General features: G+C 60.3%; 20 protein-coding genes. 5 read left to right on the top strand and 15 right to left on the bottom strand.

The features are described from left to right. Nucleotides 1–82 precede the first annotated feature (82 nt). Nucleotides 83–1,642, top strand: coding sequence for a hypothetical protein (locus HU730_RS16285; protein ID WP_186527374.1), 1,560 nt, complete (start codon nucleotides 83–85; stop codon nucleotides 1,640–1,642). 57 nt (nucleotides 1,643–1,699) lie between these two features. On the opposite strand, the gene HU730_RS16280 is transcribed toward HU730_RS16285, so the two are convergent. The 5 genes from HU730_RS16280 to HU730_RS16260 form a co-directional block, all read right to left on the bottom strand. Further along, nucleotides 1,700–1,879 (bottom strand): hypothetical protein, encoded by a 180-nt coding sequence (locus HU730_RS16280; RefSeq protein ID WP_034126032.1) that lies wholly within the window; start codon nucleotides 1,877–1,879, stop codon nucleotides 1,700–1,702. A 156-nt stretch (nucleotides 1,880–2,035) separates the two neighbouring features. After that, complete coding sequence (locus HU730_RS16275; protein ID WP_186527375.1) at nucleotides 2,036–3,208, bottom strand: lactonase family protein; 1,173 nt, start codon at nucleotides 3,206–3,208, stop codon at nucleotides 2,036–2,038. After that, nucleotides 3,198–3,485 carry a DUF5629 family protein gene (locus HU730_RS16270; protein ID WP_014718303.1) on the bottom strand — a complete coding sequence of 96 codons (288 nt, stop codon included), beginning with the start codon at nucleotides 3,483–3,485 and terminating at the stop codon, nucleotides 3,198–3,200. The genes HU730_RS16275 and HU730_RS16270 overlap by 11 nt, the downstream gene beginning before the upstream one ends. A 203-nt stretch (nucleotides 3,486–3,688) precedes the next feature. Continuing rightward, entirely contained in the window at nucleotides 3,689–6,064 is a 2,376-nt protein-coding gene (locus tag HU730_RS16265) for an RND family transporter (RefSeq protein ID WP_057974813.1), read from the bottom strand. A gap of 18 nt (nucleotides 6,065–6,082) precedes the next feature. Continuing rightward, nucleotides 6,083–7,120, bottom strand: a complete 1,038-nt coding sequence (locus tag HU730_RS16260) for a YCF48-related protein (RefSeq protein WP_081095744.1) — start codon at nucleotides 7,118–7,120, stop codon at nucleotides 6,083–6,085. A gap of 431 nt (nucleotides 7,121–7,551) precedes the next feature. On the opposite strand from HU730_RS16260, the gene HU730_RS16255 reads away from it, so the two are divergent. Then, complete coding sequence (locus tag HU730_RS16255; RefSeq protein WP_186527376.1) at nucleotides 7,552–8,667, top strand: Gfo/Idh/MocA family oxidoreductase; 1,116 nt, start codon at nucleotides 7,552–7,554, stop codon at nucleotides 8,665–8,667. Nucleotides 8,668–8,781: 114 nt separating this feature from the next. Here HU730_RS16255 and HU730_RS16250 read toward each other — a convergent pair whose 3' ends face one another. The 10 genes from HU730_RS16250 to HU730_RS16205 form a co-directional block, all read right to left on the bottom strand. After that, nucleotides 8,782–10,485, bottom strand: coding sequence for an AMP-binding protein (locus HU730_RS16250; protein ID WP_186527377.1), 1,704 nt, complete (start codon nucleotides 10,483–10,485; stop codon nucleotides 8,782–8,784). A gap of 31 nt (nucleotides 10,486–10,516) precedes the next feature. After that, complete coding sequence (locus HU730_RS16245; RefSeq protein ID WP_186527378.1) at nucleotides 10,517–11,815, bottom strand: acetyl-CoA C-acetyltransferase; 1,299 nt, start codon at nucleotides 11,813–11,815, stop codon at nucleotides 10,517–10,519. Continuing rightward, nucleotides 11,812–12,702 (bottom strand): MaoC/PaaZ C-terminal domain-containing protein, encoded by an 891-nt coding sequence (locus tag HU730_RS16240; protein ID WP_186527379.1) that lies wholly within the window; start codon nucleotides 12,700–12,702, stop codon nucleotides 11,812–11,814. The genes HU730_RS16245 and HU730_RS16240 overlap by 4 nt, the downstream gene beginning before the upstream one ends. A gap of 3 nt (nucleotides 12,703–12,705) precedes the next feature. Then, nucleotides 12,706–14,049: a 3-oxoacyl-ACP reductase gene (locus HU730_RS16235; RefSeq protein WP_034126041.1), complete on the bottom strand. Its 1,344-nt coding sequence runs from the start codon at nucleotides 14,047–14,049 to the stop codon at nucleotides 12,706–12,708. A gap of 227 nt (nucleotides 14,050–14,276) precedes the next feature. Further along, on the bottom strand, nucleotides 14,277–16,787 hold the full coding sequence (locus HU730_RS16230) for an acyl-CoA dehydrogenase (protein WP_186527380.1): 2,511 nt from the start codon (nucleotides 16,785–16,787) through the stop codon (nucleotides 14,277–14,279). A 213-nt stretch (nucleotides 16,788–17,000) separates the two neighbouring features. After that, the gene (locus tag HU730_RS16225; RefSeq protein WP_072448441.1) at nucleotides 17,001–18,446 is read right to left on the bottom strand and encodes an outer membrane protein transport protein; all 1,446 of its coding nucleotides are present in this window, start codon (nucleotides 18,444–18,446) and stop codon (nucleotides 17,001–17,003) included. 142 nt (nucleotides 18,447–18,588) lie between these two features. Further along, nucleotides 18,589–19,074 carry an alkane oxidation protein activator PraB gene (gene praB / locus HU730_RS16220; RefSeq protein ID WP_014718293.1) on the bottom strand — a complete coding sequence of 162 codons (486 nt, stop codon included), beginning with the start codon at nucleotides 19,072–19,074 and terminating at the stop codon, nucleotides 18,589–18,591. A 134-nt stretch (nucleotides 19,075–19,208) separates the two neighbouring features. Further along, entirely contained in the window at nucleotides 19,209–19,703 is a 495-nt protein-coding gene (praA, locus tag HU730_RS16215) for an alkane oxidation protein activator PraA (protein ID WP_014718292.1), read from the bottom strand. A 125-nt stretch (nucleotides 19,704–19,828) separates the two neighbouring features. Beyond that, nucleotides 19,829–21,109: an alkane 1-monooxygenase gene (locus HU730_RS16210; protein WP_186527381.1), complete on the bottom strand. Its 1,281-nt coding sequence runs from the start codon at nucleotides 21,107–21,109 to the stop codon at nucleotides 19,829–19,831. A gap of 307 nt (nucleotides 21,110–21,416) precedes the next feature. Then, on the bottom strand, nucleotides 21,417–22,415 hold the full coding sequence (locus HU730_RS16205; RefSeq protein WP_186527382.1) for an alpha/beta hydrolase: 999 nt from the start codon (nucleotides 22,413–22,415) through the stop codon (nucleotides 21,417–21,419). 287 nt (nucleotides 22,416–22,702) lie between these two features. On the opposite strand from HU730_RS16205, the gene HU730_RS16200 reads away from it, so the two are divergent. From HU730_RS16200 to HU730_RS16190, 3 genes are read left to right on the top strand one after another with little or no spacing between them, the layout of a single operon-like run. Continuing rightward, nucleotides 22,703–24,241 (top strand): NAD(P)/FAD-dependent oxidoreductase, encoded by a 1,539-nt coding sequence (locus HU730_RS16200; RefSeq protein WP_186527383.1) that lies wholly within the window; start codon nucleotides 22,703–22,705, stop codon nucleotides 24,239–24,241. After that, nucleotides 24,238–25,128 (top strand): SDR family NAD(P)-dependent oxidoreductase, encoded by an 891-nt coding sequence (locus HU730_RS16195; RefSeq protein ID WP_186527384.1) that lies wholly within the window; start codon nucleotides 24,238–24,240, stop codon nucleotides 25,126–25,128. Before HU730_RS16200 ends, HU730_RS16195 begins: the two co-directional genes overlap by 4 nt. Nucleotides 25,129–25,143: 15 nt before the next feature. Further along, nucleotides 25,144–25,986, top strand: a complete 843-nt coding sequence (locus HU730_RS16190) for a metal-dependent hydrolase (protein WP_034126050.1) — start codon at nucleotides 25,144–25,146, stop codon at nucleotides 25,984–25,986. Nucleotides 25,987–26,077 lie beyond the last annotated feature (91 nt).

The following is a 26,077-nucleotide window of genomic DNA, read 5'->3' as shown; positions in this document are numbered from 1 at the left end:
GTTAATTCTGACAGTAGGCAATGCCCGGTTTCAGGTGTTTGATAGCGCCAACAGCACACTTCGCAGGAACAGGAGAACAGCCATGCCAGCCAAAAAAAACCAGACATCCGCGCCTGCGACCAAGCCAGCAGCGACAGAGGGAAAGACCAAAACCAAAGCCTCTGCCAAACAGAAGGTTCCGGCCCCATCACACACCATCATGACGCTGGAGGAAAAGAAGGCGCCCAAGTACCTCGACCGGCTTTACATTCCCGGCATGAGTGAGAACGTCAAAGGCTACGACGCTGGCGTCCCGAAGTGGTTGTTTGAGTCGGGCATGACGATTCAGGTAGACAAAGGCTGGGCCGCGGCCCCCGGCGATGTCATTACGGTCGGTAAACTACTCGACGACGGCACCGTGTCGGTACTCGCCACCAAGCAGCTCAAACCTGGCGAGGAGCTGAACAACGCCTACTTTTTCGCCGCCGAACAGAAGGACCTTCCCGACGGCCCGTATGCCCTGGTGTATGTGGTCCACTATGCCGGCGGCACGGACTACGACAGGTCTTACCCGCTGCTGACGCTGGTCAAGACCGACCTTCCCGCCGGTGACGACAACGATGGCCCTACAGTACCCGGGCATTCAGGACTGAAATTCAGCGTATCCGAGACGGTCATCGTCCCAGGCAACGCCAGCAAAGGCGTCACTATCACGCTCCAGCCGCCCCCAAACACCAACCCAACCGATGAAGTCGATCTTCACTGGGGATCGGTGATCAAGACGCAAAACATTGCGGGGGCTCTCAAGCCCACAGTGATCCTGGTGACCTATGCGGATTTGCTTGAAGCCGGCGACAGTGATCTTCGGTACGTCTGGCTGGAGGTGCGGGACCTGGTGGGGAATGTCTCGACGCCCGGCTCGGCCAGCGTGGAGGTCTCGGTGAACCTGGGCCAGCACCTGACGGATGGCCCCGTCATTGTCAATGGCGGGCCACCTGGCTATATCGACCTTGAAGTCGTGGGGGAAAACCCCCTGGAGATGCAGGTTCGCACGCCGTCTAGCGTGGGCGGTGTGGGTGATATTTATGATGTGATGTTCCGCATCTACCCGCCTAAAGGTGGCGTCAAAATCATTCACAAATTTGTCGAGATCAGGCGAGGTGGTCAGGTCTATTCAGTGTTCATCGATTACCTGGATGTACGGATGGCCGCTGAAGGCCGGGTGGAGACCAGCTTCGTATTGAGAAAGTCCGGCCCGCCCTACGAGGTGTACTCCAAGAAAACCGCGGCCGAGGTCAGAGGCTCAGTGGTTCGCCTGGAGCCACCGGACCTTGAGGGCTACCCAGACGATCACATCAGTAACGACCCGGCGCATGTCATCGCACGCTGCCCCTACTATGCCTGGCGGCAACCCACCGACGAGATTCTGTGGATCTTTCGACTTGTAAAAGGGTTGAACGAGGTGATCCTCCACACCGAGACACAAATCGTCGGCCAATCCTGGCCCGTCGGTGCGCCGGTCAAGCAGGTGTTTTACTGGGAACAATTGCGCCAGTTCAAAGGCTACAGCTTCGAGTTCTATTACGTGATCTCAAGCAGCTTCACCCGCGCGCGCGCAATAGACCTGAATGAATCCTTGCGTCGGATGTTGACCATCAGCTAGATACGTCAAACCCCAAGGCACTCCCGCGAGTGGCTTGGGGTTTGAGTCGCTCGACAATCAGTTTTGAATCTTGTGATCCAGCGCCGCATAAAAGTTGGCACTCTGTTGCAGGTACTTCTGAGTATAAGCCGTGACATTGGATTTTTTGCCGGTGACTTCCACGCTGGCGGCGGCAGGCAAGGCCACGGTGGCGGAAACAGCAGAAGCAGCGATGATCGAGAAGAGATTGAAATTCATGGCGGTAACCCTTGTGTTCGTTTGGTTGGGTGGCCTGGGAAGGCCTTGGAACCCAACTTACGCCCGAGGGTTGAACCTTAGAAATGCTTTGAAACAGTAGCCGTTATCACTGCGATTAATACAACGGCTCAGGCCCCGCATGGCGGGGCCTGTGGCTTATTGACGCACCAGGAACTTAAGGTCACTGGGGGCATCAATCGGCAATTTCTGCACGGTTTTACCCAGCAGGCCGGTCTTGGAGTCGCGTTCGACGACGACAATTTCATTGCTTTTCTGGTTGGCGATCAGCAGGAATTTTCCGCTAGGGTCGAGGCTGAACTCACGCGGATGGTCGCCTTCGACAGAACGGCGCTGGATTTCCTTGAGGTGCGCGGTGGCTGGATCGATGCTGAACACCAGCATCTGATTGGCCGTGCCACGGTTGCTCACGTACAGGAATTTGCCGTCGTTTGAGGCATGCAACGCCGCACCGGCCTTGTCGGACACCGGTTGGCCGGCGGCATAGTCGAGCAACTGGGTTTGCGTCAGCTTGCCCTCGTTGTAATCGAACACGGCTACCTGGGCGCTCATCTCAGTGGTCAGCCAGGCGTGTTTGCCGTCCGCGCTGAACAGCAAGTGACGCGGCCCGCTGCCGGGTGGCAACTGCACCGACGCCGGGTCGGCCGCCGTCAGTGGCAGCTCATGATTGGCCTTGGGGTCATAGCGGTAGGCAAACACCTTGTCCGCCCCCAGGTCCTGCACAAATACATACTTGCCGTCCGGCGAAGACACCACCGAATGCACATGATTGGACGCCTGGCGCTCCGGGTTCACACGGCTGGCCGGGTGCCCGCTCAACTGCACCGGTGCCGACAGCTTGCCGCTGGCATCCACCGGCAGGATCGCGAGGCTGCCACCCGGGTCTTCCACCACCGAGTAGTTGGCGACGAACAGGTAGCGCCCATCGGCGGCCACACTGGAATGGGTCGGCTCATTGCCCAGGCTCTGCACCTGGTTGATCAGGGTCAACTGGTGGTTCTGGGGGTCGATGCTATAGCTGCTGACACGCCCCACCGGGTCTGCCTGGCCGGGGCCGTTTTCATTGACCACAAACAACTGCTTCTGGTCTTTGGAGATCGTCAGCCAGGAAGGGTTGGCGGTTTTCGCCGCCAGCACTGGCTTGCCGCTGAACTGCCCGGTGCTACTGTCGAATCGCAGGCGGTAGATCCCTTCACTGGTGCCGGCCGTATAGCTGCCGACCAACAGTTCATGGATATCGGCCGGTGCGGCCTGCACCGACATCGCACCGACACTGCCTGCCATCAGCAGGGGCCAGAATTTACGCATCATCTGCTTCGTCCTCGTCGTTATTGTTGTCGCCCTGGATGGCGCTCAAGCAGACCAGACGGTGTTCACCGTCGTCGTTGATCAGCAACCAGCTTTGCAAGCTCTCGTCAAAGGTAGCCGCCTCCAACTGTTCTGGACTGAAGGTCCAGCGCTTGAGTTCCCGGCCATCCATGCTTTGGATCTGCAGTTGCTGATCAAGCTCGAAGTCAAAGGCGTGCAGCCCATTGATGATCAGCATATCGCTGGTAGCAAGGACGCGAGTCAGGGTGTCGGCAGTCATGGCAGTCAATCATTTTGGGGAAAGCCGCAATGATAGCCCAGGCTGTTGCCTAGAGGTTGAACACCGCACCCATGTGGGAGCGATGTGTGGGAGCCTGGCTTGCCCGCGATGCAGATGCCGAGGTGTATCAGTGACACCGCGGCGATGCTATCGCAGGCAAGCCAGCTCCCACACAAGCCCGATCTCGCCATTTGGGAGCAGGATCAGTGCGCGAACAACGAGTTGCCCTTCTGCCCTGCCAGCTTCTCAGGCTTGATCAGGAATCGCGCCAGCGCCGGCAACAGCCACAGCGCGCCGAACATGTTCCACAGCAACATGAAGGTCAACATCAAACCCATGTCGGCCTGGAACTTGATGGCCGAGAAGATCCAGGTGCACACGCCGATGGCCAGGCACAGGCCGGTAAACAGCACGGCCTTGCCGGTGGATTTCAGCGTCTGGTAGTACGCCTCTTGTAGCGGCAGGCCGGCGCGCAGGAAGCTTTCCAGGCGGCTGTAGATGTAGATGCCGTAGTCCACGCCAATCCCCACACCCAGGGCCACCACCGGCAAGGTCGCGACCTTGACGCCAATGCCCATGAACGCCATCAGTGCGTTACCCAGTACCGAGGTCAGCACCAGCGGCAGCACGATGCACAGAGTCGCCGCCCAAGAGCGGAAGGTGATCATGCACATGGTCGCTACACACAGGTACACCAGGATCAGGATGATCAGTTCCGACTCCTTGATCACCTCGTTGGTGGCCGCTTCGATCCCGGCATTACCCGCTGCGAGAATGAATTCCAGGCCGTCCTTGTTGTTTTCCTTGGCGAAGTCCTGCACCGCATGCACCGCGCGGTCGAGGGTTTCGGCCTTGTGGTCATTGAGGAACACCAGCACCGGCGCCAGGGAGCAATTGTTGTTGTACAAGCCGTCGGCACGGGCGATGGAGTTGTTCAGCACATCCGGGTTGCGCGACAGGGTTTCCCATTTCAGGTTGCCCTCGTTCATGCCCTTGATCATTTGCTTGGACACGGTCACCAACGAGATCGCCGACTGCACGCCCTCGGTGTTCTGCATCTTCCACATCAACTGGTCGATGGGCGCCATGGCTTCATAGCGCGAGCAGCCTTCGGCCTTGGTCTTGACCATCACCACCAGCACGTCGGAGCTGGTGGAGTAATTGCTGATGATGAAGTTGTTGTCCTTGTTGTAGCGCGAATCCGGGCGCAGTTCCGGTGCGCCTTGGTCCAGGTCGCCAATCTTCAGGTTCTGGCTGTACCAGAGGCCGCCACCAAAGGCGATCAACGCCAGGAACACCGAAACCGGCGCGACTTTCGGGCTGGCAAATTTGGACAGCAGGCGCCAGAAGCTATGTTCGCGGTTCGCGTCTTTCTTGCTCTTGGCGATGGCGCGCTTGCTGATGCCCACGTAGGAAATCGCGACCGGCAGCAGGATCAGGTTAGTGAACACGATCACCGCCACGCCGATGGACGCGCCGATAGCCAGTTCGCGGATCACGCCGATGTCGATGATCAGCAGCGTGATGAAGCCCACCGCATCCGCCAGAATGGCGATCATCCCCGGCAGGAACAGTTGCCGGAAGGTGCGCCGCGCGGCGGTGAGGGCGTTGTCTGCCTCGCTGGATTGCAGGGCAATGCCGTTGATCTTCTGCACGCCATGGGAAATGCCGATGGCGAAGATCAGGAACGGCACCAGCATCGAATACGGGTCCAGTCCGAAACCGAAGAAGTGCATCAACCCCAGTTGCCAGACCACCGCCACCAATGTCGTGCTCAACACCGCAATGGTGCTGCGCAGGCAGTTGGTGAACCACAGCAGCAGAATCAGGGTGATGACGAACGCAACGCCGAAGAACAGCACCACCATCACTAGGCCATCGATCAGGTCGCCGACCTTTTTGGCAAAGCCGACAATATGAATCTTGACGTTGGGGTTCTGGGTTTCGAACTTGTCGCGGATCTTGTCTTCGAGTTCATGGGAGAACTTGCGGTAGTCCAGGGCCAGCAACTTGCCCTGGTCTTGCGGGTCCGGGTAGGACTCCAACAGCGGGATATCAACGATGCTCGACTTGAAGTCATTGGCGACCAGCCGCCCGACCTGGCCGGACTTGAGCACGTTATTGCGCAACTGGTCGAGGCTCTGCGGCGAACCGTTGTAGCTCTGCGGGATCACCTCCCCGCCGGCAAAACCTTCTTCGGTCACCTCGGTCCAGCGCACGCTGGGGCTCCACAGCGACTTGAGGCCCGAGCGGTCCACACCGGAGATGTAGAACACCTCGTCGTGGATCTGGCGCAGGGTCTCCATGTACTCCTTGGTGAAGATGTCCCCGTCCTTGGCTTCCACCGAAATACGCACGGTATTGCCCAGGTTGGCCAAATCGTTACGGTGCTCCATCATTTTTTCGATGAAGGGGTGCTTGAGCGGGATCATTTTTTCAAAGCTGGTGGACGGGCGAATCAAGGTCGCCTGCCAGAACAGGAAGAGGCTCACCAGCAGGCAGATGACGATCACCGCCGGGCGATTGTTGAAGATCAGACGTTCAAGAAAGGTCGCTTTATCGTTGTGATGACTGCTCATTGAATCCCCGCCTTCTTATTATTGTGAGAGCTCTGCGCCGGCCGATGTGGCAACCCGCACGCCACCCTGCCCCGCGAGGATCAAATTGCCATTGCCGGCCGCCGTGACCGCCGAGAGTGAAATACGGTCCGGGCGATTGAACACACTGAAGGTCTGGCCGTCGTCGTGGCTGACCACCACGCTGCCGCCGTTGCCGACCACAACAATGGAACCGTCCTCCAGCAAGGTCGCCCCCGACAGGCCAAACTCCAACGCGCCACGCGCTGCGTTCAATTGGACCTGTTCCCAAGTGCTGCCGAAATCGGTGGAGCGGTAGAGGTTGCCGCGCAACCCATACGCCAGCAGGGTTTGCGGCTGTGCGGTGCTGATCACGCCAAACAGCGAACCCTCGTAGGGGCCTTCGAGTTTTTCCCAGGTCTGGCCGTCGTCGCTGGAGCGAAACATGCTGCCTTGCTCACCGACGATAAACAGGCCGGCGCCCTTGACCTGGGCGATGGCGTTGAGGTGGTACTGGTCTTCGTTGTCGAGACGCTCGCTCACATCGTTCCAGGTTTTGCCGGCGTCGGTGGTCTCGATCAACGCACCGTAGGCGCCCACGGCAAGGCCGTGGTTGGCGTCGTTGAACCACACATCGAGCAACGGCGCTTCGCGTTTGAGGTCTTGATATTGCTGGGTCCACGTGGCGCCGCCATCGGTACTGGCAAGAATCTGCGCATCGTGGCCGACGGCCCAACCGTGCTGATCATCAACGAAAAACACCGCCGTGAGCAGTTGCCGGGTGGGTACTTTGGCTTGGGCCCAGGTGTTGCCCTGGTCATCGGAATAAAGGATATGCCCCCGATCACCGACCGCCACCAGGCGCTTGCCCGCGTGAACCACGTCGATCATCAAGCCTTTGGCGGCCTTGGGGGATTCAATTGCAAAGACTGCGGCGGCGGAGGTATCGCTGGCGGCCAGAACCGGCAGCGACAATGCGCTGCCAGCAAGCAGCGAGAGCGCTGTGGCCAGCAACGCAACCCTGCGTGCGGCGCGTGGGCGGCAAACAACCCAACCCATGACAGGCTCACTCATAGACCTTTCTCCCATTTATTATTGTTAGGTCGTCTTCTCTGCCAGGACCTTGAAACCTGCAATCTAGAGCGCCTGGAGGAAGCAGGAGCCATCCTATCGGGCTTTGGAATCGTCTGACAATCGGCGCTACGTTATCTTTTGTTAACTGGCGGCGTTTGGCCATGTGCTGAATATAGCTATATCAGCTGAAATGATGGCCCCACGTGATCGTTCCCACGCTCCGCGTGGGAATGCATCCCCTGACGCTCTGCGTCCTCACCGCGCAAACAGCGGGGCGCAGAGCGCCCCGGGCGGCATTCCCACGCGGAGCGTGGGAACGATCAGGAAAAATGAATTTTTATTCTATCTATTGAATTTAGTGAATTTTTATTCCATTAATAGCTTTCCTGAAAACAATAATCCAAAGGACCACGACGATGCGTGAACTCGGAATCGGCTTGATCGGCACAGGCTTCATGGGCCGCGCCCACGCGCTGGCGTTCAACAACGCCCGGGCGGTATTTGAACTGCCCGTGCAGCTCAAGCTGGCCGCCCTGGCCGATGCCGACACCGAACGCGCCCAGCGTTGCGCCAGCGCCTGGGGGTTTGCCCAGGCCCATGGCGACTGGCAAGCGTTGATCAATGACCCCAAGGTCGACGTCGTGGCTATCACCACCCCCAACCATATGCATTACCCCATGGCCATGGCCGCGATTGCGGCCGGCAAAGCCGTGTATTGCGAGAAACCCCTGGCCGTCAGCCTCGAACAAGCCGACGCCATGCGCCGCGCAGCCCATAGCGCCGGGGTGGTGACGCGGGTCGGCTATAACTACCAGCACAACCCCATGATCGTGCTGGCCCGGCAGATGATTGCCCAGGGCGAACTGGGCCAGATCATCAGTTTCCAAGGTGAGTTCAGCGAAGACTTCATGGCGGACCCGGCCTCCCCTTGGTCATGGCGCTGTGAGGTGGAGCATGCTGGCGGCGCCCTGGCTGACCTGGGCAGCCATTTGCTGTCAATGGCCCGCTATCTGGTGGGCGACGTGACCCATGTCTGTGCCGATACCCAGACCGTGCACAACCAACGCCCCGCCACCGCCGGCAGCCCAACCTCAAAAGCCATTGCCGTGGATGACCAGGTGCATGCCCTGTTGCGCTTCGCCAACGGCGCCCGTGGCACGGTGAGCAGCAGTTGGCTCAAGCACGGCTATAAGAACCATCTGAGTTTCGAGATCAGCGGCACCCAAGGCACGCTGGCGTTTGACCAGGAACGCTTGAATGAACTGCGCCTGTACCGCATCGGCCAGGACGGCTTCCAGCGCGTGCTGGCTGGCCCTGCCCTGCCCGGCTATGCGGCATTCAGCCCGGCGGCGGGGCACCAGTTGGGTTACAACGAATTGAAGACGTTGGAAGTGCACGAGTTGATCATGGCCCTGGCCGGCCAAGGGGCCCAGGGGACGGACTTTGAGGCTGCTTGGGAGGTGGAGCGGTTGGCGACGGCGATTCGAGTGGCCGCCCTTGAGGAACGCTGGGTGAAAGTGGGCACGGTTTAAACAGTGGGAGCGGGCTTGCTCGCGAATACGCTGTGTCAGTCGGCACATTCAGTGCCTGAACCGCCGCTTTCGCGAGTAAGCCCGCTCCTACATTTGGTCATCTGAACCATTCAATCAGCGCAAGGCCCGACGCAGCACTTTGCCCACCGTGGTCTTGGGCAGTTCCGTGGTGCGAAACTCCACATACTTTGGCAGCTTGTACCCCGTCAGGTACTCTCGGCAGTGAGCAAGAATCTGCTCCTGTGTCAGGCTCGGGTCCTTGCGCACGACGATGATCTTGACTTTCTCCCCGGTCACCGCATCTTCCACACCAATGGCGGCCACTTCGGCGACCCCAGGGTGCATGGCCACCACGTCCTCGATTTCATTGGGGTACACGTTGAAGCCCGAGACCAGGATCATGTCCTTCTTGCGGTCCACCAGGCGGATATACCCGCGTGCGTCCATCACACCGATATCCCCGGTAGACAGCCAGCCCTCGGCATCCAGCACCTCGGCGGTTTCCTTCGGCCGTTGCCAGTAGCCCTGCATCACTTGCGGCCCACGTACTTGCAACTCGCCCTGCTCGCCGATATCCGCCAGTTCGCCGTCTTCGCGTACGAAGCGCACCCAGGTAGAGGGCAATGGCACGCCAATGCTGCCGGTGAATTCCATCTCGCGCATGCGGGAAATATCAATAGGGCTGATGCTCACCACGGGCGAGCATTCGGTCAGCCCATAGCCTTCGATGATCGGCAGCCCGGTCACCTCCTTCCAGCGCTTGGCCACCGCGGTGTGGGTGGCCATGCCGCCAGCAATCACCAGGCGCAAATCGGAAAAGTCCCGCGCACAGAACTCCTTGTTCTCCAGCAACCCATTGAACAGCGTGTTCACCCCGGCAATGCCATTGAAGCGTTCCTTGCGCAGGATCATTTGCACGCGCTTCACGTCCCGAGGGTTGGCGATGAGGATATTGCGCCCGCCCAGGCACATGAACATCAGGCAGTTCACCGTCAGTGAGAAGATGTGGTACAGCGGCAGCAAGGTCACGTTGGTTTCCTGCTTGTGCAGGTTTAACTGGTCACCGACCCAGGCCTTGGCTTGCAGCAGGTTGGCAATGATATTGCGATGGCTGAGCATCACGCCCTTGGCATCGCCGGTGGTGCCGCCGGTGTATTGCAGGAAGGCCAGTTCATCGCGGTGCAGGCTGACCGGCAAATGGTGCATGGCCCTGCCCTGTTTGAGCACCTGGTTGAAACGCAGCGAACCGGGCAACCTGAAGGCCGGTACCTGCTTCTGCACGCTGCGCAGGATGAAGTTCATTGCCGCGCCCTTGAAGGTGCCCAGCAAGTCGCCAATGGCCGCGACCACCACTCGCTTGACGCTGCTGCCCACCATGGCTTTTTCCAGGGTATGCGCGAAATTTTCGAAGATCACCACGGTTTCGGCGCCACTGTCCTTGAGCAGGTGCTTGAATTCGTGGGCGGTGTACAACGGGTTGACGTTGACCACCACCGCCCCGGCCAGGATCGTGCCCAGCAGGCAGATCGGGTACTGCAAGCAGTTGGGCATCATCAGGGCCACGCGGTCGCCCTTCTTCACGCCCTGGTCCTGCAGCCAGGCGGCAAAGGCAATGCCCTGGGTGCGCCAGTCGGCATAGGTCATTTCGGTGCCGATGCTGACGTAGGCCACCCGTTCACGGAATTTTTCCAGGTGCTCCAGGAACACTTCGCGCAGCGACGGGTAGTCCTCGATCCCGGCGTCAATGTCCGCTGGCACGCCGGGCAGGTAAGTGTTCAACCAAATGCGTTCGGTGTGTTCCAGGCTGATAGCGTTCATCGCAGTGTCCTTATTGTTGTTTTTGATAGCGCTACTTTTCGACGATGGCGGTGATGCCCAACCCACCCGCCGCGCAGATCGAAATCAGGCCGCGACCGCCACCGCGTTCATGGATGGCCTTGGCCAGCGCCGCCAGTTGCCGGCCACCGGTGGCCGCAAAGGGATGGCCGCAGCCCAGTGAGCCGCCGTTGACGTTCATCTTGGCCCGGTCGATGGCGCCCAGGGGGGCGTCAAGGCCGAGTCGCTCGCGGCAATACTGCGGGTCTTCCCACGCCTTGAGCGTGCACAACACCTGGGCGGCGAACGCTTCGTGGACCTCGAAGAAATCGAAGTCGGCAAACCTCAAGCCTTCACGCGCAAGCATGCGTGGCACGGCGTAAGCCGGCGCCATCAGCAGGCCCTCGGTGCCGTCGACAAAATTCACCGCAGCCGTTTCGCCGGTGCGCAAGTAGGCCAACACCGGCCAGCCATTGGCGGCGGCCCATTCTTCACTGGCCAGCAGCACCACCGAGGCGCCATCGGTCAGGGGCGTGGAGTTGCCGGCGGTGAGCGTGCCGTTCTGGCGGTCGAAGGCCGGCGACAAGCCGGCGAGCTTTTCCAGGCTGATATCGGCACGCAGGTTGTTGTCACGGGCCAAGCCGCGATGGGGGCTGATCAGGTCGTCGAAGAAGCCGCGCTTATAAGCTGCATCCAGGCGCTGGTGGCTGGTGAGGGTCAGCTCGTCCTGGGCCAGGCGCTTGATCTGCCAGCGCTTGGCCATTTCTTCGCAGTGTTCGCCCATGGACAGGCCGGTGCGCGGCTCGCCATTGCGCGGCAGCAACGGTTTGAACAGCATCGATGGGCGTACTTTCATCAAGGCCTTGAGCTTGTCGCCCAGGCTTTTGGCGCGATTGGCCGCAAGCAAGGTATGGCGCAAGGATTCGTTGATGCCAATGGGCGCGTCGGAGGTGGTGTCGGCACCACCGGCAACGCCCACTTCGATCTGGCCGAGGGCGATTTTATTCGCCACCAGCAGCGCAGCTTCAAGCCCTGTGCCACAGGCTTGTTGCACATCATAGGCAGGGGTTTGCGCAGACAACGTGGTGGACAACAGCGCCTCGCGGGCCAGGTTGAAATCCCGTGAGTGCTTGATCACCGCTCCGGCGGCAAACTCACCCAGGCGTTGGCCGTGCAGGTTGTAGCGCTCCACCAATCCTTGCAGGGCGGCGACCAGCAGGTCCTGGTTACTGTCGTGGGCATACACCGTGTTGGAGCGCGCAAATGGAATACGGTTGCCGCCGATAATCGCCACGCGGCGGGTCGGGGCTGGGGTAAAACTGTGGTCACTCATTGCTGGCTCTCTTTCCAAATGAATAGCCCGCGCATATGGGGCTTGTCCCCGGCGAAATTGCGCACTTCGAACTCGCGTCGTGGCCCGCTCACGGGGTGGCCCCACAGGGCTACCTGGCCGGGCAGGAAGATCGGCAATTTGAAGTCGCAATGGGCCTCGGCCTGGTCCAGGCCACCGGGCGGCTGTTGCGCTGCCAATGCGCGACCCAGGGTCCACATGCCATGGGCGATGGCGCGACGAAAGCCGAAGAGCCTGGCACCGATGACCGACGTGTGAATGGGATTGAAATCCCCCGAGACCTTGGCAAAGCGTCGCCCCAGGTCGGCGGGCAGTACCCAACGCTGGGTGCGTAACAGGCCGTCTTCCTGCAGCGGCAGAGGGTCATTCCAGGGTTCACCCACCGGATTGCTGACGTCACGGCGCAAATACAGACTGTCGCTTTCCCACACCAGGGTTTCCTGGCTGTAGGCACGGGTAGCAATGCTCAAGGCCTGCCCTTTTGGATGGGCCACCCAGCGTTCGCAATACACCTCCAGGCGCACCGCCTGGCCCTCGTGCAAGCGCTGGTGCTGACGAATACGATTGGCCAGGTGCACCATGCCACTGGCCGGGTACGGGAAACTTGGCCGAGTCAGCAGCATGAGGTGCAGTGGGAACGCCAGCACATGGGGATAGGACAATGGCACGCCCTGCTCGCGACGAAAACCGCACGCCCGTGCGTAAGCGGCGATACCGGCCGACGAAAGCTCCACCGCGCTGCGCACCAGGCGTGCTGCAGGCAATGGCGGCGCACCGTCGAGTTTGGGTTTGCGCAAGGCGCGCAGGCCGTCGAGCAACAACTGCGTGCGCGACGGCGGTGGGTCGATAATCTGCGTCACGTAGTCCATCGGTCAGGCTCCCAACAGGCTTTGGCCGCACACCCGCACCACCTGGCCATTGACGCCGCCCGACGCCGGATGCGCCAGCCAGGCAATGGTCTCGGCCACGTCGATGGGTTGCCCGCCCTGGGACAACGAATTCATGCGCCGCCCCGCTTCGCGGATCATCAGCGGGATCTTCGCGGTCATCTGGGTCTCGATAAAGCCGGGCGCCACCGCGTTCACCGTGACCTGCCGGGCTGCCGCACGCGGTGCCAGGCCCTGTACCAGGCCTATCACACCGGCCTTGGACGTGGCGTAGTTGCTCTGCCCCAGGTTGCCGGCGATACCGGAAATCGACGACACGCACACAATGCGCCCACCAGGGTTCAAACCCTGACTGTCGAGCAAGGCCTCACTGAGCTGCCACGGCGCTTCGAGATTGACCGCCAGCACACTGCGCCAGGCGCCCTCGGTCATTTTGGCGATGGTCTTGTCGCGGGTGATCCCGGCGTTGTGCACCACCACATCAAAGGCGCCGTATTGGCTGACGTGGGTTTGCAACAGTGAGGCGGTGTCGGCGGCGGTAATATCCAGAGGCAACGCCGAACCGCCCACGCTGGTCGCCGCCTGCTGCAAGGCTTCCTGGGCCTGGGGCACGTCCACACACACCACATGGGCACCGTCCCGCGCCAGCACCTGGGCAATCGCCAGGCCGATGCCACGGGAGGCGCCGGTGACCAGGGCGCGTTTGCCGGCAAAGGGTTTGTCCCAGTTGATGGCGGCATGGCCATCGACCGGTTTTTCCAGGCGCACCACCTGCCCCGAGACATAGGCGGAACGGCGCGACAGGAAAAACCCCAGGCTGCTGTCCAGCGCGTCTTCCGCGCCCGGCGCCACGTACAGCAGTTGCACGGTGATCGCGCGGCGCAGTTCCTTGGCCAGCGAACGCACCAAGCCTTCAAGGGCGCGTTGGGCGATGGCCTGGGGCAAGTCGTCGCAATGCTCGGGTGCCGTGCCGAGCACCACTACTCGGCCATGCTGGCTGAGGCGCTTGGCATTGCTGTGAAAGAACAGGTAAAGCTCATCCAACTGTTGCAGGTCGGTCACGCCGCTGGCGTCGAACACCGCGCCTTGCACCTTGACCGTGGACGGTGCCTTGAGCGTCGCCGGGCTCGCGGCGACGGTGTCGGTGGCGCTGAACACGCGCTGCACCGAGGCCACCAGGCGCCCTGCCCCGGCGATGATCACAGGATTAGCCAGGCCGGCCTGGCCGCTGCGATGCCGTTGCAGGGGCAAGGGTTGCGGCAAGCCGACCGCCTGGGCCAGACGCCGGCCCCAGGGGGAATTGACGAACGAAAGGTAGCTGTCACTCATAAGGAGTCCACTCACAACACAGTTCTTGCCTGATAAACCGGTCAAATGTGGGGAACTGGATCGCCCTCTGTAGGAGCGAGCTTGCTCGCGAAAAACGTCAACGATAACGCTGGCTTCCTGAATCAACGCGGCGCCTGTGAGTTCTTCGCGAGCAAGCTCGCTCCTACAAAAAGCCTTCTGCCTGGTATTCAAGGCAAGCAGTTCCCACCTGTGGACCGGGTTTTCTCTTAATTGACCGGGACGCTGCGCCGTTTGGCCACCGGTTCGAGCGCCTGCTTACGCTGCTGCAGAGCCTCCAGCAAACCAAAGTCCTGGGGAAAGTCGTCCACCTGGATACCGTGGTCGGCGTATTCCACATAGCGCGCCAGCAAGGCGTCTTCGTCGTCGCTGATCAAATCCAGCGCCCGCGCCTTCACGCGCCAATCGGTGAAGGCCGTGGCAGAAATCGGCAGCGGGCCGAGCAGACCTTGCTTGATGGCGGGCTTGAGCCGCGCCTCGATCAGCTCCACTTGGGGCAGCAAACGGAAACCCAATTCGCCGTAGGCCAGCTTGTCGACTTCCGCACGTGGGATGTAGGAGTTGGCCAGCAAACGGTCGCGGGTCTCGCCAGGGGTCTGCACCACCTCCGCCACCTGCGCCAACAGGCGGTCCGACGGTTTGCGCAGCGGGATGCCAAACGGAAAGCTCAAGGTGCGCACTACTGCTGCTGCGGGTTTTGAAGGGTAGTTGTCGAGCACTTCGGCCAAGGCTTCGTGGGCGCGCAACAAGGCGTCCTGGGCCGCCCAGTGCACCAGCGGCAAGTCCGCCTGGGGCCTACCGTCATCCTCGAAGCGCTTGAGCACGCAAGACAGGATGTACAGCTGCGACAAAATATCCCCCAGGCGCCCGGTAATACTTTCCTTGCGCTTGAGGGCACCGCCCAGCACGCCCATGGAGATATCCGAGATCAGCGCCAGCACCACCGACAGCCGATTGGCCTGGCGGTAGTAGGCAGCCAGCGCCGGGTCGGTCTTGGCCGGGGCCGCAATCAGGCGCCCGCCGGTCACGGCATGCACCGCTGCGCGTACGGTGTTGGCTACTACAAAACTCACATGGCCAAACATTGCGCTGTCGAAGTCTTCCAGTGCCTTGCGCCGGTCGGGGTTGTGCGCCGCCTCCATCTCGCGGAACACGTAGGGATGGCAACGAATCAAGCCCTGGCCAAAGATGATCAGGCATCGGGTCATGATGTTCGCGCCCTCCACCGTAATGGCGATGGGACTTTGCTGGTAGGCACGGGCGAGGAAGTTATTGGGGCCCATGCAGATGCCTTTGCCGGCGACGATGTCCATGCCGTCGTTGACGATGATGCGCGCCCGCTCTGTGACGTGGTACTTGGCAATGGCCGAGATCACCGACGGTTTCTCGCCGGCGTCCAGGGACGCCACCGACACCTTGCGCACCGCATCGCAGGCATACAGATGCCCGGCCATGCGCGCCAGCGGCGCCTGTACACCTTCGAACTTGCCGATGGGCAGGCCGAATTGCTTGCGCATCGCCGCATAGGCTGTGGTACCGCGCACCGCCACTTTACCCAGGCCGACGTTGGCCGAAGGCAGGGAAATCGCCCGACCTGCCGCCAGGCACTCCATCAACATGCGCCAACCGTTGCCGATTTGTTCGCGGCCGCCGATCACCCACTCCAAGGGAATGAACACATCCTTGCCGGTGGTTGGGCCATTCTGGAAAACCGCATTCAACGGCCAGTGACGCCGGCCGCTGTTTACCCCTGGATGGGAGGTGGGGATCAACGCACAGGTAATGCCCAGGGAACCTGGCGCGCCAAGCAAGCCCTGCGGGTCTTCGGCGCGGAACGCCAGGCCCAGCACCGTGGCAATCGGGCCAAGGGTGATGTAGCGCTTGTCCCAGGTCACTTTGAAACCCAGTACTTCCTCGCCCTCATGCATGCCTTTGCAGACAATGCCCAGGTCGGGGATCGCGCCTGCATCCGAGCCGGCATAAGGGCTGGTCAGGGCGAAACACGGAATGTCGTCACCGCGTGCCAGGCGCGGCAGGTAGTAGTTGCGCTGGGCGTCGGTGCCGTAACGCAGCAGCAGCTCGGCCGGGCCCAGGGAATTGGGGACCATCACCGAAATCGCTGCCGCCGAGCAGCGTGTCGACAGCTTCATCACCACTTGGGAATGGGCGTAGTGGGAGAAGCCTTTGCCGCCGTACTGCTTGGGAATGATCATGCCGAGGAACCCGGCATCCTTGGTGTACTGCCAGCCTTCGGGGGACATGTCCTGCCAGACCTGCGTGGTTTCCCAGTCGTTGGCGATGTCGCACAGGGTTTCGACTTCGTTGTCGAGGAAGGCTTGCTCCTCCGCGCTCAGGCTGGCCGGCGCGGCTTGCAGCAGACGCTGCCAGTCGGGCTTGCCGCTGAACAGCTCGGCATCCCACCACACGGTGCCGGACTCGATAGCCGCACGCTCGGTATCGGACATCGCCGGCATGATTGTACGAAACAGGCCCAAGGCCTTGGTGGTCAGCAGCTTGCGGCGCAGGGGTTTGATTGCCAGCACCAAGGCGGGCAGCACCACCAACACTGCCGCCAGGGCAATGCCTGGCACGGCCACTGCGTTGAACAGGTAACCAACCGCCAGCCAGAGGATGCCGGCGCTTAGCCACAGGGCGGCAGCGGCTTGTCGGTAAGCCAGGGCAATCGCTGCTGCGATACCCACCAATAACCAGATAAGCATGGGGGAGACCTCTACTTGATTCAGGACGTGAAACCACACTACAAACTTCAAATCATTAATTCAAATTTTGTTTTGAAATTTTTATTTAATCTCTTGCCGAAAAAATAGGCTGACCGGGTCAGCCTGACGAAAGAAGGAATCAACGCACGTCGCCGAAAACAACAGCCATGGCAAGGCCTCCAGATGCGCTGAGTGCCCTGCCTTGCACGCGCCTCAGAACTTATAAGTCGCCGACAGGCTGACCACGTCACCTGAGGATTCAGCTTTGCCGTCCAGCTGCGCGCCTCCAAGGCGGTCAACGTTCTTGGTCTTCAGATTGACCTTTTCGACAAACTGGTGCGAGTAGGCGGCATCCACCGACAGGCCTGGTACCGCCTTGATGTCATAACCTGCACCGAACGCAAGGAAGTAGCGATCCCCGTCGGGGATCCGAGGGTCACGGGTGGAGTTTCGGGTCGGTGTCTGGTCGTAAGCCACGCCGGCACGCAGGGTGAGTTCGTCGGTCGCTTTGTAGTCGCCGCCGATAGAAGTCATCCACGCGTTCTTGTAGTTGTAGGGTATGGCAACGATGGTCGAGCCTTGTGACTTGAGCGTGAGGTCCTTGAACGAGGACCACTCTGTCCACTGCGCACTCACGCCCAGCGTCCAGCGATCATTGAACTGGTGGACCCAGTCAATCGCCGCCGTCGCTGGGATATCCAATTGAGCACTGGCATGCGCGCCATCCGGGAACAGTTTGAGACCAGGGTAGGCCATTTCAACCAGCGTTTCGCCGTTCGGACCAATCGGGTTGGTCATCGCGTTACGGCCAATCGCGTCTGTATAAACGTCGTACTTGCCCGTCATCTTGTTTTTGATCTTGGCGTGATAATTCACGCCCAGCGTGTCTTGCGCTGTCGGCTTCCAAACCACGCCGCCAAACCAGCCCACTGAGATATTGTCGACTTTCACGCGTATCAAGGAATGCCCGACGCCGGTCGGAAAACCGGTGCCTCCCAGACCGGGAGAGACATCCGCAGCAGCCAACAGGTCAACGTTCTGGCTGACGTTCCCTTGGCTACGTTGAACGATGGCACCGGCACCGACGGAAAACTCATCATTGACCTTGAATGACAAGGAGCCTGTCAGGCCAATGGTCTCGATCTTGGTGTCAACGGCGAAATCTCGCAGCTTAGAGTTTTCGTTCCACGTACTTTTCATGCCTTGCGGTACGACTTGGCTCAGGCCAAAAGCAAAACGGTCGCCGATGGGCATGACCATAAAGCCAGTAGGTAGCCATGCGGTGAAACCACCCTGGCCGCCGTTATTCGTATTCAGCGTCGGATCGCCCAGGTTGCCCTGATCATCCAGCACCGGCGTATTGGTCACCGGGTTACCGTTATGGTCATACGCCTGGCCAGAATATTTGATCTTGATCCGGGCGTAATCGACGGTCTGCTGCACGATGGTTGAATCGATGAACGCCATGGCCGCCGGGTTGTTGTACGCGGCACTGGGGTCGTTCTTGAACAATGAACCGCCACCAAACGCGCGCCCCCAGCCAGGCGCACCGTAGGTTGGCGTGGAGAAGCCGCCCGCCTGCACATTTCCTGTGGTCATCAAGCCTCCCAACAGCGCCAACCCCAGTAACGTGTGAGCGTGTTGTTTCTTATTGTTCATGCGCTGCTCCTTATTATTATTTCGCCCGGCCCCTGCCGGTGGGTCGTGTGGCCGTAGGCAGACCGTAAGTACCCTGCCCAACCGATGCCTCGCATGAGGCATCGGCCTTTCAACGGGTGATCAGCCCTCTGGAGTCACATGCTTACGGGTTAACCGTCAGCGTCGGGGCAACAACATTCAGCGATACGACAGTGCAGTTGCCGGTCAGCGACTGATTGGTAGCCGAAAGTGTTTTGGTACCAGGAGTCCAAGCCACGGCAATGGTGGTAGGGCCGCAGTTAGTGGCCGGAATCGAGGAGATTTTGTAGCCTACGTTGGTCACGGTGCCGGTGGTGCCCGTCGCAGCGGTAAGAACCCAAGGCAGGTTAGTCAGCGTGGGCAGTGCGCACAGGCCGCCGCCGGTCAAGGAAGCACCGTTGATAGAAGCCACGCCACCGCTAACGTTGCCGGTAAAGGTAATGCCGCAAGTCACTGCCGCACCAAAGGATGAGGGCGACTTCACCACGATGGTACCGGCATTAGTCGAGAACGGACCGTCTGGAGAAACGGAAGCCGCGCTCGCCATGGAGGCGGCACCAAAGCACAGAGCAAACGAAGTTGCACAAACGAGGGTTTTCAAGCTTTTCATTGTTTTTCCTCACATGTTAAGGCGATTCATTTCGCCAGGGGTAATGGCCATGATCGAGAGGTCACGGTGAAACTGCAGAACTTCCCTTTCCAGCCAAATTTCAATGCATTTACCGCTACAACTGTCGGAACGTGTTATTCGACAACTTTGAAGTTGGGCGGCATCTTGATCGACACCGTCTTGATCTTGCAGTCTTCGCCAATCGCAACATCAGCGGCTTCCAACTTGCCGGTGGCGTTATCCCAAGTTCCGTCGGCCGTCGACGGCCCACACTTGCCGCCCAGGCCAAAGGCATGCACGTCCACGCTGATCTTCGACATGGAGCCGCTTTTTGTATCTTTGGCGATTAACACCCAAGGCAAGTTGATGGCTTCGACACGGCTGCACTTGAGGCCACCGTCGAACTCGACTTTGTCGACATTCACCGATGAACCATCGGCTGCAACCTTGCCGGCTACCTTGATGGTGCAGTCGGCACTGATGAGCTTGCCTTTGGAAAAGCTGATAGGTCCTTGGGCGGTGAAGGCACTGCCAGCGGGTTCGATACGCGCAGCCTGGGCCTGGTGGTAAGCAATCAAACCCATGGCCGCCAACAGGATGTGGGCGGTGAACTTGGCAGAACTTTGCATGGTGTACGTCCTTCCCTTGAAATTATTGTTGTAGGGTCAAACCAGGTTCTTGCACTCAAAACGCCGGGCGACAAGGACCTGCGCGATACACAGATCCCGAGTACGCCCTGAAGGCTTACTTCATCTCAAAACGGCTTGGCACTGCCGCTGTACTTCTCCAGGTACTTCAAGCGTTTTGACGGTTGAAGATTGGTCAAGTTGATATCACCGGCATAGTGATTCAGTACGCGATGGTCCATGCGCCGCCGCCACAAGTACGGCACATACGCCCAGACAATCATGCTGGCGTAGCCATACGGAAGTTGCGGTGATTCATCAAAGTGACGCAGCGACTGATAACTACGGGTGGGGTTGGCATGGTGATCGGAGTGCCGCTGCAACTGGAACAGAAAGATATTGGTGACAATTCGATTACTGTTCCACGAGTGACGCGGCGAGCAGCGTTCATAACGGCCATTGGGCAACTTCTGACGCTTGAGGCCGTAATGCTCGACGTAGTTCACCACTTCCAGCAACGAGAACCCGTAGATGCCCTGGATAATCAGGAACGGAATTACCGCCGCCCCCAGCCAGGCAATCATCGCGCCCCACAACACCACGCTGTACATCCAGGCGCTGAGCACGGCGTTCTTCCAGTGCAGGGCCGGCAGGCCGAGTTTGCGCAGGCGTTCGCGCTCCAGGTTCCAGGCCGACACAGCGCTGAACCACACCGAACGCGGCAGGAATGCCCAGAAACTTTCACCGAGGCGCGAGCTGGCTGGGTCTTCCGGAGTGGCGACCCGTACGTGATGGCCACGATTATGTTCGGTGTAGAAGTGACCGTAGAAGGTCGGCGCCAGGGTGACCTTGGCCAGGAACACTTCCAGGGGTTTGGGTTTGTGCCCCAGTTCATGGGCGGTATTGATGGCAATGCCGGTGGCGGCACCGGTGGACATGGCCATGCCCACATAAGTCGACCAGCTGACTGCACCGTGAAGTTCAGTGCGTGCGGTGATGAACGCGGCGGTCCTGGCCAGCCAGTTAGAAGGTTCCAGGGTGGCCGTGGCGTGCAACAGGCCGCCGTTGATGATCCAGTCGATACCGCCCGCAGCGAGCCAACCGGTGATGACCACCGAGGCAATCACAAACAGCACGCCGGTGTAGACGATCCAGCGGTAGTAGCGTTGGGATTCAAGGTGGCTGACCGCAGATTCGGGCGGGTTGCTGACGTCTTCGCCGAGCAGGCCGTCAATCAGCGGGATCAGGCCGAAGATCACGAGTACGCCGACCCACCACAATTGTTGCACGCCTGTGGTGATGGCAAGGGCACCGGAGAGCAAGGGCGTCGCCAGCGGCATGATGCCGAGCCACCACAGGTGGCGTTTGCCGTCGGCCCAGACATGTGGGGCTGCCAGAGTCTGGTTCATGGCAGCCTCCGAACGCATTCGGTGGGCAACGAGGCAGACGACAGGTATACGGAGCGTTGACTGCTCCGGGAAATCAACCATGCGATAAAAGGCGTTTTTTTCATTATTTTATTCGCTCTTAGGCATTTCAAAAATAATTTCAAATTACACATTGAAATAATTTTTTTAAATAAATAGCGCGGAATCGTTAGGTCGTCAACTAGTTTCTCCAGCCCTTTTTTCCGTGACCGAGCAGTCTCTTTTCAGCCGTTTGGTCAGGTGCTCAGGGGCAGGCGTCAACGCCAGGCGCCGCAGTCAGATGGCACTGTTACTGGCTCGCCAGGGCGACAGGTGGGTTTAACGGCCGTACGCTCTCGCCGGGTCGAGCCCGCTTGGCCACCTGCTCCACCAGCGCCGCCACGCGCTCGGTGGCGGTGATCGGCAACATATGCCCACGGCCTTCAATCACCTGCATTTTCAGCCCTGGCACCTTGCTGGCCAGGGCCTGGCCGTGTTTCTGGAAGTCGAGCACCTTGTCCTGCGCCCCGTAGATCAGGCCGATGGGCAGGGTCAATCGGGAGTAGCGCTTGACCATCTCCGGCAGGTGGTCGTTGACCCGGTTGATCTCGGTGGACGCGGCGTAGAAATTGTCGGGACGCATGCCCAGCAAACCGCCGCCACGGGTGGCGAAGTCTGGTGGCGCAGGATCGGGGGCAAATACGCCCTTCACCACCGAGTCTTTGGTCAGCAAGCCTATGGGCAGGGTCAAGGTGTGCGCCACCCAGCGCCGCAGCCAGGCAGGGCGCACGGCCAGAGACAGGAACACCAGCGGCAGCATGCGTTGGGGGTGAGTCAAGGGCGCAACCAGCACCAGCCCGGATACGGCATGGGGATGGTCAAGGGCCAGCGCCAGGGCAATCGCGCCGCCCAGGGAGTGCCCCAGTACCAGCGGTTTGCCCAGATCCAGCGTATTGATGAAGGCCGCGATTTGTCGCGCCTGGGCCGGCAAGTCTGCCGGCGTACCGCTGTGCCGGGTGGAATAGCCTGAGCCCGGCCGGTCGAGGCTGATGACCCGAAAATGCTCACGCAACTGACCGGACAAGGCATAGGTCAGGTTGCGACTACTGCCCATCAGCCCGTGAATCATCACCAGCGGCGGGCCCTTGCCCTCTTCGACATAATGAAAGCGCTCGCCATCCACCTCGACGAAGCGCCCGTTGATCGGCACAGTCGCTTCAATGCGCCGCGTCATCCAGGCACTCAAGCCCCACAACGCAGCACTGGCGCCTGCCAGCACTCCCGCAGCGACAACCCATTCGACAGCCATAGCTCGGTCCTCTGCTTCCCTGCTGCTGGCGACCCGACCGGAATTGATCTGACCCCAGCCATCGTCCACGCCCTGGACCTAGACTTCATGCATACCACGTTCGTCCGTCGGACAAATCGCTCATGCGTAACAAGGCCCTAGCGTAGGCGAATTTTTCAGGTAGATTATTTAAAATCTTTTTTAAAATAAATAATTCAATTTTCCTTTGCAATGGTGTTCTATCTAAAAGACAAAACAAAAACAGGAGCACATCCGATGCCCAAGCGCTTTATTGACGAGGCAGCCCTATGAATGCCCCCAGTGACTCAATCGACATCGCCATCATTGGCTCCGGGTTCGCGGGCCTGTGCATGGCGATCAAACTCAAGGAAGCCGGGCTCACCGACTTCTTTATCGCCGAACAGGCCCAGACCCTCGGCGGCACGTGGCGCGACAACCACTACCCAGGTTGCGCCTGCGACGTGCAGTCCCATGTGTATTCGTTTTCCTTTGCGCCCAACCCGAACTGGACGCGACAGTTCGCGGCGCAACCCGAGATTCGCGCCTATCTGGAAGACTGCGCCAGGCGCTTCGAGCTGGCGCCCTACCTGCGCTTTGGCATGGGCCTGCAACGTGCGGTGTTTGATGAACAACAACAGCGCTGGCAACTGACCTTCAGCGACGGCCGCCAGGTCAGCGCACGGGTGCTGGTGTCGGGCATGGGGGGCTTGTCGCGCCCGGCAATGCCGGACATCCCAGGGTTGGACAGCTTCAGGGGCAAGCGCTTTCACTCCCAGCAGTGGGATCACGAGTATTCCTTGAAGGGCAAGCGCGTGGCGGTGATCGGCACCGGTGCCAGCGCCATCCAGTTCGTGCCGCAGATCGCACCGCAGGTAGCGCATCTGGACCTGTTCCAGCGCACACCGCCGTGGATCATGCCCAAGCCTGATCGGCCGATTTCCGCTGCCGAGCGCTGGTTGTTCAAGCATGTACCACTCACCCAAAAGCTGGTGCGCGCTACGCTTTACTGGGCGCTGGAAGGCCGTGTGGTGGGCTTTGCCCTGCATCCACGCCTGATGAAAATGGTGCAGAAAATCGCCCTGCGTCATCTGCGCAAACAAGTGGCCCGCCCTTCCCTGCGCAAAACCCTGACGCCGGACTACACCATCGGCTGCAAGCGGGTGTTGATCTCCAACGATTACTACCCGGCACTCTCGCGCAGCAATGTCGAGGTGGTCACCGACAGCGTACTGCGCATCGAAGCCGACGGCGTGGTTACCGCCGACGGTATCAAGCACCCCGCCGATTGCCTGATCTTCGGCACGGGTTTCCAGGCCAGCGACCCGTTGCCCCGTGGCTGCATCATCGGCCGTGACGGCATCGACCTGATGGATGCCTGGCGCGATGGCGCCCATGCCTACAAAGGCACCACCGTGCCGGGCTACCCGAACCTGTTTCTGATCGTGGGCCCCAATACTGGCCTGGGGCATAACTCGATGATCCTGATGATCGAGGCCCAGGTCGCGTACATCCTCGACGCCCTGAAACACATGCAGCGCCAGCGCCTTACCACGGTAGAGGTCAAGCCCGCCGTGGAGCACGCCTACAACCAGCAGTTGCAGGACAAGCTCAAGCGCACCATCTGGAACACCGGCGGCTGCCAGAGCTGGTACCTCGACCCGCGCACCGGCAAGAACACCACGCTGTGGCCCGGCTCGACCTGGCGCTTCAAGCAGATCACCCGGCATTTTGCCCTCAAAGACTACAGCGTCAGCCAGGCGCCGGCGCCCGCCCTGCCGCGAGCGGTTGCAACGCCCCACTCCACCACAGAAGGCAGCCTGTCATGAAGTCATTCAACGGCCGCGTTGCGGCGATCACCGGCGCGGCGTCCGGCATGGGCCGCTCATTGGCCCTGGCCCTGGCGCGGGAAGGGTGTCACTTGGCGCTGGCAGACAAAAACAGCCAGGGCCTGGAACAGACCCTGGCGCTGATCCGCACCTCGACCTTGTCGCCCGTCACTGTCACCACCCAAGTGCTGGACGTGTCCGACCGCCAGGCCATGCACGATTGGGCAGCACGCTGCGTGGCCGAGCACGGCAAGGTCAACCTGGTCTTCAATAATGCCGGGGTGGCGCTGTCGAGCACCGTCGAAGGCGTGGATTACACCGACCTGGAATGGATCGTCGGCATCAACTTCTGGGGAGTGGTGCATGGCACCAAGGCATTCCTGCCGTACCTCAAGGCCTGCGGCGACGGGCATATCATCAATACGTCCAGCGTGTTCGGTCTGTTCGCCCAGCCCGGCATGAGCGGCTACAACGCCACCAAGTTCGCCGTGCGCGGTTTCACCGAAGCCTTGCGCCAGGAACTCGACCTGCAACGCTGCGGCGTCTCGGCCACCTGTGTACACCCCGGCGGCATTCGTACCGATATCTGCCGCAGCAGCCGCATCGACGCGAACATGGCCGGCTTTCTCATCCACAGCGAGCAACAAGCCCGCGCCGATTTCGAAAAACTCTTCATCACCGACGCCGACCAGGCCGCCAAAGTGATCTTGCAAGGCGTACGCAAAAACAAGCGCCGCGTGCTGATTGGCCGCGATGCCTATTTCCTCGATCTGCTCGCCCGTTGCCTGCCGGCGGCCTATCAGGCCCTGGTGGTGTTTGCCAGCAAGCGCATGGCGCCCAAGCCGCGCACGCCAGTGTTTGAAACCAACGACGAGCCCCGACTCTGAACAGGAGCACGCACCATGTTGCCGATCCGTCGCGATATCCGTTTTGCCTTGCCTGCCGAGCGCATCAAGAACTGGCACGAACAAGGGCCTGTAGTCAGCCATTTCTTCAATGCCCTGTCATTGCTGTTTCCCCAGGGCGAACTGTTCTTCATGGACAGCGTGCGCCACTACCGTGGGCAGATCGACGATGCCGAACTGAAAAAAGAGATCCAGGGGTTTATCGGCCAGGAGGCCATGCACAGCCGTGAACACGTGGCGTATAACGACTTGCTGCAAGCGGCCGGCCTGCCGGCACACACCCTTGACCGACGCTTGAAGTTCTTCCTCGACCTGCAGAAAAAACACCTGCCGCCATCGTTCAACCTGGCGGTGACCATCGCCCTGGAGCACTACACCGCAATGCTCGCCGAAATCCTGCTGAGCGACCCGTCGCGCTTTGGCGACTCACTCAAGGGGTACCAGCAGATGTGGTATTGGCACGCCCTGGAAGAAACCGAACATAAAGCCGTGGCGTTCGATGTGTGGAACAGGGTGATCAAACCAGGGCCTGCACGTTACCTGCTGCGCACGGGGACCATGCTGACCACCAGCGTGCTGTTCTGGGTGGTGGTGCTGGATTTTCACGTGCGCCTGTTGATTGCCGACCGCACTTCGGGCGGCACGCTGAAGGGCTTGTGGCGCATGGTGAAGTTCTTGTATGGGCCCAAGGGAGTGTTTCCACGGATGTTCCGGCCGTGGCTGCATTATTTCAAGCCGGGCTTTCATCCTTGGGATCATGACAACCGAGCACGGTTGGCGGGCATTGACCGGTTGGTCGAAGAGATAGAGCGCACGCGCCGCAGCTATGAATCGGCCTAGTGCCAGGGATCAAGCCTGCCGCCTGTAGGAGCGAGCTTGCTCGCGAAAAACGTCAACGATGACGCGTGCTTCCTGAATGAACGCGGCGCCT

The sequence above is a fragment of the Pseudomonas sp. SWRI22 genome, assembly GCF_014268395.2.
Taxonomy (GTDB): Bacteria; Pseudomonadota; Gammaproteobacteria; order Pseudomonadales; family Pseudomonadaceae; genus Aquipseudomonas; species Aquipseudomonas paracarnis.
The sequence above is the reverse complement of the archived record's forward strand: the minus strand, read 5'-3'. Positions and strand labels throughout refer to the sequence as shown.

Coding starts and splice junctions, on each gene's coding strand:
- HU730_RS16285 (WP_186527374.1), top strand. CDS start 83: ATGCCAGCCAAAAAAAACCAGACATCCGCGCCTGCGACCAAGCCAGCA.
- HU730_RS16280 (WP_034126032.1), bottom strand. CDS start 1,879: ATGAATTTCAATCTCTTCTCGATCATCGCTGCTTCTGCTGTTTCCGCC.
- HU730_RS16275 (WP_186527375.1), bottom strand. CDS start 3,208: ATGATGCGTAAATTCTGGCCCCTGCTGATGGCAGGCAGTGTCGGTGCG.
- HU730_RS16270 (WP_014718303.1), bottom strand. CDS start 3,485: ATGACTGCCGACACCCTGACTCGCGTCCTTGCTACCAGCGATATGCTG.
- HU730_RS16265 (WP_057974813.1), bottom strand. CDS start 6,064: ATGAGCAGTCATCACAACGATAAAGCGACCTTTCTTGAACGTCTGATC.
- HU730_RS16260 (WP_081095744.1), bottom strand. CDS start 7,120: ATGGGTTGGGTTGTTTGCCGCCCACGCGCCGCACGCAGGGTTGCGTTG.
- HU730_RS16255 (WP_186527376.1), top strand. CDS start 7,552: ATGCGTGAACTCGGAATCGGCTTGATCGGCACAGGCTTCATGGGCCGC.
- HU730_RS16250 (WP_186527377.1), bottom strand. CDS start 10,485: ATGAACGCTATCAGCCTGGAACACACCGAACGCATTTGGTTGAACACT.
- HU730_RS16245 (WP_186527378.1), bottom strand. CDS start 11,815: ATGAGTGACCACAGTTTTACCCCAGCCCCGACCCGCCGCGTGGCGATT.
- HU730_RS16240 (WP_186527379.1), bottom strand. CDS start 12,702: ATGGACTACGTGACGCAGATTATCGACCCACCGCCGTCGCGCACGCAG.
- HU730_RS16235 (WP_034126041.1), bottom strand. CDS start 14,049: ATGAGTGACAGCTACCTTTCGTTCGTCAATTCCCCCTGGGGCCGGCGT.
- HU730_RS16230 (WP_186527380.1), bottom strand. CDS start 16,787: ATGCTTATCTGGTTATTGGTGGGTATCGCAGCAGCGATTGCCCTGGCT.
- HU730_RS16225 (WP_072448441.1), bottom strand. CDS start 18,446: ATGAACAATAAGAAACAACACGCTCACACGTTACTGGGGTTGGCGCTG.
- praB (WP_014718293.1), bottom strand. CDS start 19,074: ATGAAAAGCTTGAAAACCCTCGTTTGTGCAACTTCGTTTGCTCTGTGC.
- praA (WP_014718292.1), bottom strand. CDS start 19,703: ATGCAAAGTTCTGCCAAGTTCACCGCCCACATCCTGTTGGCGGCCATG.
- HU730_RS16210 (WP_186527381.1), bottom strand. CDS start 21,109: ATGAACCAGACTCTGGCAGCCCCACATGTCTGGGCCGACGGCAAACGC.
- HU730_RS16205 (WP_186527382.1), bottom strand. CDS start 22,415: ATGGCTGTCGAATGGGTTGTCGCTGCGGGAGTGCTGGCAGGCGCCAGT.
- HU730_RS16200 (WP_186527383.1), top strand. CDS start 22,703: ATGAATGCCCCCAGTGACTCAATCGACATCGCCATCATTGGCTCCGGG.
- HU730_RS16195 (WP_186527384.1), top strand. CDS start 24,238: ATGAAGTCATTCAACGGCCGCGTTGCGGCGATCACCGGCGCGGCGTCC.
- HU730_RS16190 (WP_034126050.1), top strand. CDS start 25,144: ATGTTGCCGATCCGTCGCGATATCCGTTTTGCCTTGCCTGCCGAGCGC.